Annotated in this window: 9 protein-coding genes; 5 read left to right on the top strand and 4 right to left on the bottom strand. The window is 52.0% G+C overall.

All coding sequences use genetic code 11. The features are described 5' to 3' along the window. Nucleotides 1–4 precede the first annotated feature (4 nt). Together glgA and glgB are read right to left on the bottom strand one after the other, a co-directional pair. Complete coding sequence (glgA, locus tag C4F51_RS09960) at nucleotides 5–1,600, bottom strand: glycogen synthase GlgA (protein WP_193909437.1); 1,596 nt, start codon at nucleotides 1,598–1,600, stop codon at nucleotides 5–7. An 81-nt stretch (nucleotides 1,601–1,681) separates the two neighbouring features. Then, on the bottom strand, nucleotides 1,682–3,808 hold the full coding sequence (gene glgB, locus C4F51_RS09955) for a 1,4-alpha-glucan branching protein GlgB (protein WP_193909436.1): 2,127 nt from the start codon (nucleotides 3,806–3,808) through the stop codon (nucleotides 1,682–1,684). Nucleotides 3,809–4,188: 380 nt separating this feature from the next. Between glgB and C4F51_RS09950 the strand changes: the two genes are divergently transcribed. From C4F51_RS09950 to C4F51_RS09940, 3 genes are all read left to right on the top strand, one after another. Further along, on the top strand, nucleotides 4,189–5,910 hold the full coding sequence (locus tag C4F51_RS09950) for a glycoside hydrolase family 57 protein (RefSeq protein WP_193909435.1): 1,722 nt from the start codon (nucleotides 4,189–4,191) through the stop codon (nucleotides 5,908–5,910). 3 nt (nucleotides 5,911–5,913) lie between these two features. After that, complete coding sequence (gene malQ / locus C4F51_RS09945; protein WP_193909434.1) at nucleotides 5,914–7,407, top strand: 4-alpha-glucanotransferase; 1,494 nt, start codon at nucleotides 5,914–5,916, stop codon at nucleotides 7,405–7,407. Nucleotides 7,408–7,556: 149 nt separating this feature from the next. Next, nucleotides 7,557–8,021: a hypothetical protein gene (locus tag C4F51_RS09940; protein ID WP_193909432.1), complete on the top strand. Its 465-nt coding sequence runs from the start codon at nucleotides 7,557–7,559 to the stop codon at nucleotides 8,019–8,021. A 153-nt stretch (nucleotides 8,022–8,174) separates the two neighbouring features. Here C4F51_RS09940 and C4F51_RS09935 read toward each other — a convergent pair whose 3' ends face one another. Further along, nucleotides 8,175–9,233, bottom strand: coding sequence for a Kelch repeat-containing protein (locus C4F51_RS09935; protein ID WP_193909430.1), 1,059 nt, complete (start codon nucleotides 9,231–9,233; stop codon nucleotides 8,175–8,177). A gap of 165 nt (nucleotides 9,234–9,398) precedes the next feature. Here C4F51_RS09935 and C4F51_RS09930 point away from each other — a divergent pair, with 165 nt between their 5' ends. Further along, the gene (locus tag C4F51_RS09930) at nucleotides 9,399–9,794 is read left to right on the top strand and encodes an MbcA/ParS/Xre antitoxin family protein (protein WP_193909428.1); all 396 of its coding nucleotides are present in this window, start codon (nucleotides 9,399–9,401) and stop codon (nucleotides 9,792–9,794) included. Then, entirely contained in the window at nucleotides 9,788–10,492 is a 705-nt protein-coding gene (locus tag C4F51_RS09925; protein WP_193909426.1) for an RES family NAD+ phosphorylase, read from the top strand. Before C4F51_RS09930 ends, C4F51_RS09925 begins: the two co-directional genes overlap by 7 nt. 52 nt (nucleotides 10,493–10,544) lie before the next feature. Here C4F51_RS09925 and dinB read toward each other — a convergent pair whose 3' ends face one another. Next, complete coding sequence (gene dinB / locus C4F51_RS09920) at nucleotides 10,545–11,621, bottom strand: DNA polymerase IV (RefSeq protein WP_193909424.1); 1,077 nt, start codon at nucleotides 11,619–11,621, stop codon at nucleotides 10,545–10,547. Nucleotides 11,622–11,764 lie beyond the last annotated feature (143 nt).

The following is an 11,764-nucleotide window of genomic DNA, read 5'->3' as shown; positions in this document are numbered from 1 at the left end:
AACCCTATTTAGCGAGAAGTGGCGGGGGCTCGTGACGGAGCTCCTGCTTTTTTATCAGACGGGTTGCCCCCGACACCTTTTTACGAATTGGTGTCGGCTCGTTAAGCGCCGGGTTTAACTCCACAATAATCGGCTCGGCATGCGTTGGCTCTTTTGCCGCAATCAACTGTTGATACATCGCCTGATAACGCTGTGCACTGCGCTTCCAGGATAAATCCTGTTTCATACCATTACGCTGCAAATGCTGCCAGAGTTCCGGGTCGTGCCAGGCATCAATAGCGCGTTGCAGGCTGTAACGGAATTGATCGCCATTAAAGTCATGAAAGTCGAAACCGTTAGCGTGGGTGATATTGTCGCCATCGTAATTATCAATGGTATCTTTTAGTCCGCCCACCGCATGCACCACTGGCACCGTGCCGTACCGCAAGCTGTACATTTGATTCAAACCGCACGGCTCATAAGCTGATGGCATCAGAAAAATATCGGCACCGGCCTCAATCTGGTGCGCCATTTCTTCGCTGTAACCGGCGGTCATCGCCACCTGTCCCGGAAATTGGCTGGCCAGATGTTGCAGTGCTTCTTCGTAATGACGCTCGCCATTACCCAGCGCCACCAACTGGCATTTTTTATTGCGCAGCAGTTCGGGCAGGGCGTACAGAATCAGGTCAATGCCTTTTTGATACACCATGCGGCCGACAAAACCGGCCACCGGAATATCGTCGCTGACTTCCAGCCCGAAACGTTCTTGCATGGCGCGCTTGTTGATTTTTTTATCGGCCAGGGTAAAGCGGCTGTATTTCTTTGTCAGGTGCGGGTCTGTTGCCGGGTTCCACTCCTGAACATCCACACCGTTGAGAATGCCTTCAATATTGTACTGACGGGCACGCAACAAACCGTCCAGCCCCCAACCATAAAGCGGGGTTTGAATTTCATAGGCATAACTCGGGCTTACGGTGGTAATTTTGTCTGAAAAAACCAGGCCGCCTTTGATAAAAGCCAGTTTGCCAAAAAATTCCAGCCGCTCGGAGTTCCACCAACTTTCGGGAAGCGGTAAACGGAAAAAGGTATCTCTGGAAAACTCGCCGCGATAGGCGAGGTTGTGAATAGTAAATACCGTAGCGGGGCGGCCTGCCTGTTCACTCAGCAAGGGCGCGATCAACCCGGTTTGCCAATCATTGGCGTGCAGAATATCCGGCTGCCAATCAATCGGCGTGCGGTTCATGGCCAGCTCTTCGGCGACCCGGCAAAACAGGAAGTAGCGCTCTGCGTTATCAAACCAATCGTGGCCATCCGGCCCGCAGTAAAAATTGCCTTCCCGCTGGGAAAACGCCGGAACGTCCATCAACCACACTTTAACCCGGGTGCCGGGCAGGCGGGTTTCGTGCAAGGTGACCAGCTGGTTATTCACTGTCATTGTCATCAACGGCTTGATGCCAATTTCCTGCGCAATGCGCATGGAACTGGCATAAGCCGGAACCAAAACCCGAATGTCTACACTTTGCCTTGAAAGTGCCGTCGGCAAACTTGCCGAAACATCGCCTAAACCACCCGTTTTGCTCAAAGGGTAAACTTCACTGGTCACAAAAAGTACTTTTGTCATAAGGCGTCCTGTTCTATAAATATCCGGGTAAAAAAATCGGTAATCGTTGTCCTTTACGGTTGATGGGTTAGCGCCTTTTTTTCAAACCTTTTTCAACACAAAGCCGGCCAGTGGAGGCAGATCCAACTCAATGCTAAACAGATTATTGTGGCTTTCGTGGTCTTCCGCCGTCAGGGTGAAATGCTCACCGCCCTGGCGGGTAGAAAATATCACCTGGTAATCACCTGGCTCGGGAACCCCGAGGCGATAGCCGGGCTTGTAATGCTCACCAAAGTTGATAATCGCAATACTGAAATCGAATTCACTATTGCGCTGGAACGCAAGAATCGGCTCTTCCGGGTTGCTGCAATCAATCCATTGAAAACCGCGCGGCTCATAAGCCCACTGATGTAACGATGGCTCATCCCGGTAGAGATGATTCAGGTTTTTCAGGGTGTCCTGAATTTGACGGTGCGGCTCGGCATCCAGAAAATGCCAATCGAGTGACTGATAAAAACGCCACTCATTTCTTTGGCCAAATTCATTGCCCATAAACAGCAATTTGGCGCCGGGCCATGCATACATAAACAGATAGAGCAGTTTCAGGTTTTCGTATTGCTGATCAGGGTTGCCGGGCATTTTATGCAGCAGGCTGTGCTTCTCATGAACCACTTCATCATGGGAAAAGCTCAGCAGGAATTTTTCGCTCCAGGCGTAAAGCCCGCTGAAGGTCAAACGGTTTTGCGCATGAACACGGTCGGCCATGTGCGTTTGCATAAAGGCGAGGGTGTCGTGCATCCAGCCCATGTTCCACTTATGCGAAAAGCCCAGCCCCTGATCTTCAACAGGCGCGGTGACACCGGCCCAGGATGTTGATTCTTCGGCAATCACCAGCGTGCCGGGCTTTTGCTCCCGACAAATTTGCGTCAGCTCACGCAGGAAACTGATCGCTTCGAGGTTTTCATTGCCGCCATAAATATTGGGTAGCCAGTCGCCGCCTTCCCGTGAGTAGTCGCGGTACAACATGGACGCCACCGCATCTACCCGCAAACCATCAATGTGGTATTCGTCCAACCAGAAGAGGGCGCTGGCAAGGAAAAAGTTGCGCACTTCATTGCGCGCGTAATTGGGAATATAGGTGCCCCAGTCGAGATGTTCACCAAGACGCGAATCGGCATATTCATACAAGGCTGTGCCATCAAATCGCGCCAGCGCGTAATCATCGCGGGGGAAATGTGCCGGTACCCAATCGAGAATGATGCCAATGCCTTGTTGGTGCAGATGATCTACAAAGTAACGAAAATCATCCGGCGAACCGAAGCGGCTGGTTGGCGCGTAATAGCCGGTGGTCTGGTAGCCCCAGGAATCGTCCAGCGGATATTCGGTAATAGGCATCAGCTCAATGTGTGTAAAGCCGAGGTCTTTAACGTAGGCGGCTAAACGGTGCGCCAGCTCACGATAATTCAGGTAGTTGTTGTGCTCATCCCGCTGCCACGACCCCAGATGCACTTCATAAATGGATAAAGGCTTGTTGAACGCCTGCGTTTCGGTGCGGCTGTCCAGCCATTGCTGGTCGTTCCATTGGTATTCGGTAGGTGCAGTAATAATAGAAGCGTTATTCGGGCGCATCTCAAAAGCGCGACCGTAGGGGTCGGTTTTCAGCAGGTGATAACCATCCTGACGGGTGATATTGAATTTATAGAGCATGCCGGCGGTAAGGTCGGGCACGAAAGTTTCCCACACACCGCAATCGGTAACCCGCTGCATAGGGTGCGCGAAAATATTCCATTGGTTGAATTCACCGCTGACGCTGACGTGTTTTGCCGCCGGCGCCCACACCGCGAAGCGTACGCCATCAACATTACCTTCGCGGTGTAAATGTGCACCGAGAATGTCCTGAATTTTAAGATGGTGCCCGGCATGGAACATTTGCAAATCCGATTTGCTCATTGCTGGTGCAAATCCAAAAGCGTTGCCAGCAGATGGCGCATCGAAAGCCAGCGAGAGCGGCTTGAGGTAACGGTTGGCGAAACTGGTCGCATCAATTTTAGGCGTTGCTATAGCCTTCTTTTCTTTCCGTGAACGAACGCTGTTACCGGCCAATACCGAGACGCTATTGGCGGTGGATTTTTCTGCCAGTGCACTTTTCGTTGCAAATAAAACAACGTTGTTTTTGTGCTTTACTGACTCTTCGGAATATATGCTTGAGACATCCGCTTTACTCATCATTTTCCCGCTTCGTTTGTTAAATCAGGCACTTGCCTGATAAATGTTAAAAATTCCCCACCTGTTAATGCCAATGCTTGAATATCACCACCTTTAATTGTGGCTGCCTTGCTGTGACAAGGTCATGACATAAAGCAAAAATTGGCAAGAAAGTATTGCACAGAAAAATCCCATCCGAGGGAATAAAGCTGGCACGATAGTTTCTTGGAGTTATTCTTGTGTATGAGTTCACATTGAAAGCTCACAACGGGATTTATTACCAAAATAAATACTGTGGTCATGAAAATCCGTTATTTTTAAACAAGAAAAACAACTGCTAACAGGGGCTATGCATAAACAGTGCCCGAATTATTTAAAGTTATTTCTGGTGTGGGAAATGTATTATGACCAAGGCGTTAAAAACTTCTGTTGTCCTTTATTGGCACATGCATCAACCTGATTATCGGGATGCCGCTACTCGTGAGTATTATTTTCCCTGGACCTATTTGCATGGTCTTAAAGACTATGTGGACATGGTTGCGCATCTTGAAGCAGTACCCCATGCGAAAGCGGTTTTTAATTTATCGCCAGTGCTGCTGGAGCAGATTGACGACTATGCGCAAAATTTGTTGGCATGGGAAAAGGAACGGCGTCCCATTCGGGACGAAATTCTTGCCGCCCTGGTTGCCGAGCAATTGCCCGAACCCGGCTCGGAAGAATTTTTTGACCTGGCACATAAATGTTTGCGAGCCAATCGCCAGCGCATGATCAAACGCTTCCCGGCTTACCGCTGGCTGGCGGACACGCTGGAAAGCGTGAAAGAAAACGAACCGCTGGGAAGCTATCTAAGCCCGCAATTTCTTTCCGATTTACTGGTGTGGTACCACCTGTCCTGGATGGGCGAAACCGTGCGGCGGGAAAATACGCTGATACAAAGCCTGCAAGAAAAAGCGGGTGGCTTCACACTGGCTGACCGCCATGCTCTGGCGGGGCTGATTCGGGAACTGTTGGCTGGCATTATTCCACGCTACAAAACCCTGCTGGAGCAGGGACAAATTGAAATATCCATCAACCCCTACTCGCATCCCATTTTGCCCTTGCTGCAAAGCTTCAATAGCGCCAGGGAAGCCATGGCCGACGTGACGCTGCCCAACCGCGAATATATTGGCGGCTGGGAGCGCACTTTATGGCAGCTGGATAAAGGTTTGGCGACTTACGATTTTTTCTTCGGTGGTCGCCCCAGCGGTTGCTGGCCATCAGAAGGCGCATTGAGCGAACAAACGCTGGTGGCTTTACAGCGCAAAGGGTTTCGCTGGGCTGCCAGTGGTGACTCGGTGCTGCGCAACAGTTTGAAATCAGCAGACAATATAGCGGCCCACCCGGAATTGATTGATGACCCGGAGTTTCTCTATCAACCGTTTCAGTTTGCCGGTGTTCCTGTGTCGTGTTTTTTCCGGGACGATGCGCTTTCAGACACCATCGGTTTTCATTATTCCAATTGGCACGCCCAGGATGCCGTTAACGATCTTATTCACCGGCTGGAAAAAATTGCCGAACACGCTCGCGGCGGAAAAGAGCTGATCATCCCTATTATTATGGATGGTGAAAATGCCTGGGAATATTTCCCGGAAAATGCCTACGAGTTCCTGTCCAGTTTATATCAGCGCCTGGCTGACCACCCCGGCTTGACGCTGAGCACCTTTGAACAATGGCTTGATAAATCCAAGCCGGTAACCCAGTTGCCGCGCCTTACGGCGGGTAGCTGGGTCTACGGAACCTTCTCCACCTGGATTGGCGATACTGACAAAAATAAAGCCTGGTGGATGCTGGTGCAGGCGAAAGATCAATTTGATCGCATCCAGAAAGATGCCTTTTCGGTAGACGAGTGGTTACTGATTGAAGAACAGCTCGCCCTTTGTGAAAGTTCTGACTGGTTCTGGTGGTTTGGTGATTACAACCCGGCGGAAAGTGTGCGCGATTTTGATTACCTGTTCCGCAAACACCTCACCAACCTTTACCACCTGATGAAGGTGGAGCCACCGGTTTACTTGCAGGAAGTGATTGGCACCGGGCAGGGCGACCCTGCCAGTGGCGGAGTCATGCGCAAAGGCCATGTAGAGGATTAACGTGTGACGCCAACCGGAACCACATCAACAGACAAGGTATTACAACGTCGGCGTGCTGGCGTTTTGCTACACATTTCCTCACTGCCTTCGGCCAGCGGTTGCGGTACCCTGGGGGAATCCGCTTACCGTTTTGTTGATTTTCTGGCAGAGGCAGGCGCCACCGTTTGGCAAACCTTGCCGCTGGGGCCGGTAGACGATGACTTGTCGCCTTATAAAAGCATTTCTGCCCACGCCGGCAACGACCAGTTTATTGATGTTGAATTGATGAAAAAAAATGACTGGCTGCCGGAAGGGTTTCACCCGGAGGGCGACAGTTACCACTGGCCAGCCGTTGCTGATACTGCTTTTGAGTATTTTCTCTCTGCCGCCCATTCACTCTCGACAGAGCGCCGTAAAGCTTATGATATTTTTTGCATAGAGCAGGCGTTCTGGTTAAGAGATTACGCGTTGTTTTGTTGTTTGAAAAAATACCATGACAACAAGCCCTGGCATCATTGGCAAAAAGTCTTTGCCTCTCGCGACAGTGGCGCGTTGCAGCAATTTTCAGTCGATCACCAGCAGGCGCTCCAACGGGTCTACTTTGAGCAGTTTGTATTTTTTCATCAATGGCAGGCACTGAAACACTACGCCAATCAAAAAGGAATTTTTTTATTTGGTGATATCGCTATCTTTGTCGCCCACGATAGCGCCGATGTATGGGCCAACCCTGCGTTATTTCAGTTGGACGGGCAGGGTAATCCGATAACCGTTGCCGGTGTGCCGCCGGATTATTTTTCTGAGTACGGCCAGCACTGGGGCAACCCGCACTACCACTGGCAAGTGATGCAAGACAGTGGTTTTAAATGGTGGATTCAGCGCATTACGACCCAGCAACACTGTTTTGACATTATTCGTATTGATCACTTTCGCGGGCTGGAAGCCTTTTGGGAAATCCCCTGGCCCTCCGAAGATGCGCGCCAGGGTTGGTGGACGCCAGCACCCGGCGAGGCTTTGTTAAGCGCGATCTTTCAGGCCTTGCCGGAGGTGGAGCTGGTGGCTGAAAACCTCGGTGTTATCACCGTCGACGTGGAAAACCTGCGTAAAAAATTTGGCCTTGCCGGTATGGCGGTGCTGCAATTCGGCTTTGATGGCAACGCGGAAAACCCGCACCTGTTGCATCAACAGGAAGTTCAACAAGTGGTTTACACCGGCACCCATGACAATGCGACATCGCGGGAATGGTACGAATCACTGGACGAAAACACCCGGTCGGCGATCACCGATTACTTGTTCAATTCGTCGCAAACCATGCCGGGCTTGTTAATCAATGCGGCGCTGTCATCGGTGGCCAAACTGGCGATTATTCCTATGCAGGATTTGCTGGCGCTGGGGAGCGAAGGGCGCATGAATACACCGGGCACGGTGGGTAAAAACTGGAAATGGCAATTTGACTGGCAGCAGGTTTCGCCTTCATTGGCCTCGGAGCTACACAGCGCCATTCATCGGTATGGTCGATAAACGCGTTTACTTTGTGTCAGCCAGCAGATTCGCATGCCAGCGAAGCCTGCACTATAGTGAAAGACGCGAAGGGATATCGCGTTGACTACAGGGAGTCGGTTATACCTTCATTCGACACACCCGTTAACCGTACAACAGAGGGATTTTCTATGAAATTTTTTCACCGGATTGCGTTGGCAAGCGTTGCCGTTGTGGCACTGGCCGGATGCAGTCGTGATGACCCCGATCATCGCAATGACCCGAATAAAACGCCTACCGAAAATCGTGCCGAGCAGCTGAAAGAAGATGTCAATCAGGCGGTAGACAAAGCTGCGGATAAAACCCGCGAATGGTCCAGCCAGGCGGCAGAAAAAGCGGGAGAATGGAAAGATGACGCCGCCGATGCCACTCGCGACTGGTCAGACAAGGCCGCTGAATCCGCCCGACAAGCGAAAGAAAGCGGCAGCCGCAATCTTGAAAAAGCGGCCGATGCTGTGTCTGAAAAAGCCGGTGAGTGGAAGCACGACGCCAAAGAGGCCGGTCGTGAAAGTGGCGAATACCTGAAAGACAAATCCCACGAAGCCCGCGATGCGGTGGTGGATGGTGTTGAAAAGGTTCAGGAAGATCTGGAGTAATATCGGGCTTTGGCTTAACAGAAAATTCGCGTAACACTTAAGTTGAGCCTGGGGTTATCTGAACAGGGGTAATCTGAACAGGATTGACCTGAAAAAGCCGGTGATTCCCGCGTTGGCGGCGAGAATCACCGGCTTTTTATTGGTTCCAGTCAATCAGTTTTTAGCGGTACTCAGTACCAGGTTGTCATTGAGTTCCGGGCCACCACCGCGATTACCGCTGCCGGCAGCAATATACAGCTTGCCGTTTAAAACAGTCGCCTGGGTTCCGTGTCGGCCCACCGGCAAGGATTGCAAGCTGCTCCATTGTTCGGTAACCGGATCGTACATTTCTACTTCATCGTGCGCGACCACCTGGTTGACGCTTTCACCGCCTATCACCAGCAGCTTGCCATCCATTTCAATCGCTGATGTACCGGCGCGCTGGGTCGGCAGGGGGGCTTTCAAAGTGCTCCAGCGTTTTTCTGCAATGTCATACACATCCACCAGCGCTACCGTCAGCGACATCACTTCGCCGGTATCGTGGGATGAGGTGCGACCGCCTGCCGCGTAAATTTTTCCATCAATCACCACTGCATGAAAATGGTCGCGTGCATGGGGCGCATCGGCAAGTTGTGTCCATTTGCCGGTCGCCGGGTCAAATACATCCAGCCAGCTGACAAAGCCACTCATGTGGCCGCGTGAATTACCGCCGACTACATAAATCAAGTCGTTATGCACTACCACACCGGCAGTGCCGCGTTGCCGATCCGTGGGAATGGCTGCGCCGGTAGACCATTGGTCGGTGGCAGGATCATAAATCAGCACATTGGCAATCGGTGGTTCTTCCGGAAAACCGCCGGTCAGCGCGCCAATTACATACAGTTTGTTGTCGTAAGCGACTGCCTGAAGGTGGTGAATTTCCATCGGTGGCTGCTTGCCCAGGCTCCATTTGCCGGTGGCAGGGTCATAAATATCCAAGGGTCGGTCACCCCGGCCCCCGATCAAATACAAGCGGTCGCCCACGGCAACAAAACCATTTTCATGGCGTGCGGTGGGGGCTTTTTTGGATTCTACGGTGTGCCAGCGCCAGGTTTTTGCATCCGCCACAGCCGCTTTGATGGTTTGCGGGCTGGTTACCCCGGCGGTGACGGCCGGCGACAGCAAGGCCAGGCTGGCAGACAATAAAAGAGCGCTTAACAGGCGCTGTCGGAAAACCAATGGGGTATTTGGCATGGTGAGCTTCCTTTTATTTATGAAAATTTTCCTGATTGTACAGCCTTGGTAAAGCTAGGAACTGTGACAGGCTTCATCTGTTTCCGCCTCTGCCAGAAAATCTATATTTGGACAAAAATTAAATATAAGTCTATTATTGTTTTGTGTAACACATCAGGGGGCTTTATGAGTCACGCAGCCATACAAACGACCAATCGCCAGCTGGCCAGCGCAGGGCTGAAAGCGGCGTTCGCCATCCTCAACAAATGGGGCTGTAGCGCGGAACAGGCTATGGCCATACTCCGGCTGCCCAAAGCCACTTACTACAAGTATTTCCGCGATCCGGAATCCGCCCGTTTGAATGAAGACCAGCTGGAACGCTTGAGCTATCTGGTGAACATTCATGCGCATTTGCGGTTGTTGTTTGAAAACCCGGAAAACCAGTATGGTTTTATGAGCATGAAGAACAATAACCCCTTCTTTAATGGCCGCTCTCCGCTGGAGGTTATTGCCACCGGTTCGTTTGCCGCTTTGTATGAAACCCACCAGCGTATTGACGCGCTGCGAGGCGGGCAGTGGTAAAGGTTGCCGAAGCACTGCCTGCTATCGCGCTGGAAACCAAAGAATGTTTCCGCCTGGTGAATACCCGATTCCCGCCGATTGCCCTGTTTGATGACGTCGCCGATGCGGCAGATTTCGAGGCGCTGTTTGCTCTGCAAGCCTTAACCAATCCCCGCCTGCAAAATGAAGTGGGCAACCTGAATAGGGTGGCGCGAGAGGAAATGCCGTTTGGTATTCGCGGTTGTTCTTACGCGGTTGCGCCCTTTACCCATGTTAACCCCGATGGCAGCCGCTTTAGCGCGGGTGATTTTGGCGTGCTCTATCTGGCCGATACCGCAGACACGGCGATTAAAGAAGTCAGGCATCACCAGCAACTTTACTGGACCGCAGTTGAGGGCTTGAAGTATGACCGCATGTTATTCCGGGTTTTACTCTGCGCCTTCAATGCGCCAGCCCTGTACGATGCCACGACCATTGCGCCGGATCAGCCGATCTATAGCGCTACCGACTACAGCGCCAGCCGCATTCTGGGCAGTCAGTTAAGAGAGCAGGGTTATTCCGGCATTCAATACCATTCAGTGCGTAACACCGGCGCAACCTGCTGGGGATTGTTCACGCCGAAAGTCGTCACGGACATCATCCCTTCCGCTCTGGTTGAGTTTGTCTGGCAGGGTGATGCAATGGGCGAGGTGAATTTTTTAACGCAGGTGAAGCTGTAAAAACCGATAGCAGCAATCATCAGAGGCGGGCTTGTTTCCATGGGCTGCGCCGTTAACCCAACTGTGAAAACAAGCTCAGCTGCTCGCCTTGTTTGGTTTTCGCATCATCCAGCCGAACCCCCACACCGATAAGCCGTACCGGTTTGCCGCCGCGAGCAAAGGCTTGTATGCAAAGTTCGCGGTAGCCTTCAAGTGTCATGGGTGCGCCCGCTTGCTCCAGGGTAGTTTGAGTAAAATCGTGAAATTTGAGTTTTATAAAAGGCTTGCTTGCGTGGTATTCGCCTTTCAAACGGATGATGCGGCCATCCAGCTCATCAAGTAGCGCGGGCAGGGCCTCTATACAGGCGTCCAGATTTGGTAGGTCGTGATCGTAGGTGTTTTCTACGCTGACCGATTGCCGTTTGCGCTCTACCTCCACCGGACGATCATCAACGCCACGAGCCAGCGCCCACAAGCGTTCCCCGAAAATGCCCATTTCCCGCACCAGATCGGCTTTGCCCCATGTCTTTAAATCCGCGCAGGTCTCTATGCCCAGATTATTGAGCCGCTGGGCAGTTACCCGGCCAACGCCGTGCAAAATTTTAACCGGCAAGGCGGCCACAAAGGCATCAACCTCATGCGGCAAAATGACTTTGAGGCCGTCCGGCTTGTTCCAGTCACTGGCTATTTTTGCCAGAAATTTGTTGGGCGCCACCCCGGCAGACACGGTAATGCCCTGGCTTTGATGAACACGGCGGCGAATATCCTGAGCGATCAGTGTGGCGCTGCCTTTGCAAGCCGGGCTATCGGAAACATCGAGATAGGCTTCGTCCAGCGACAAGGGCTGAATCAAGGGCGTGTAATCCGCAAAAATCGCCTGAATGGCGGCTGACACCTCGCGATAAACCGCCATGCGAGGCGGCACAATTAACAGCTGAGGACAGAGCTTTTTTGCCTGGGCGGAGGGCATTGCAGAATGGATACCGTAGGCGCGCGATTCATAATTACAGGTGGCCACAACCCCGCGCTTGCCCGCATCACCACCCACTGCAATCGGCCGTCCACGTAATGAGGGGTTGTCGCGCATCTCAACTGCGGCGTAAAAACAGTCGCAATCGATATGAATAATTTTTCGTTGGTGGTTATCCATAGCGCTCACATTGACAGGGTGAACAGGGGTGGCAGGCCAAGCCGAAGTGCTGGATGGATAGACAGGTTATCAGATTGAAGGAAGGCTGTCATGAGTCCTTGCCAAAACCGGCAGCGCCTGGCAATTGATGAGCAAAGCTCATT

This window comes from Cellvibrio polysaccharolyticus, from assembly GCF_015182315.1.
GTDB classification, from domain to species: Bacteria; Pseudomonadota; Gammaproteobacteria; order Pseudomonadales; family Cellvibrionaceae; genus Cellvibrio; species Cellvibrio polysaccharolyticus.
The sequence above is the reverse complement of the archived record's forward strand: the minus strand, read 5'-3'. Positions and strand labels throughout refer to the sequence as shown.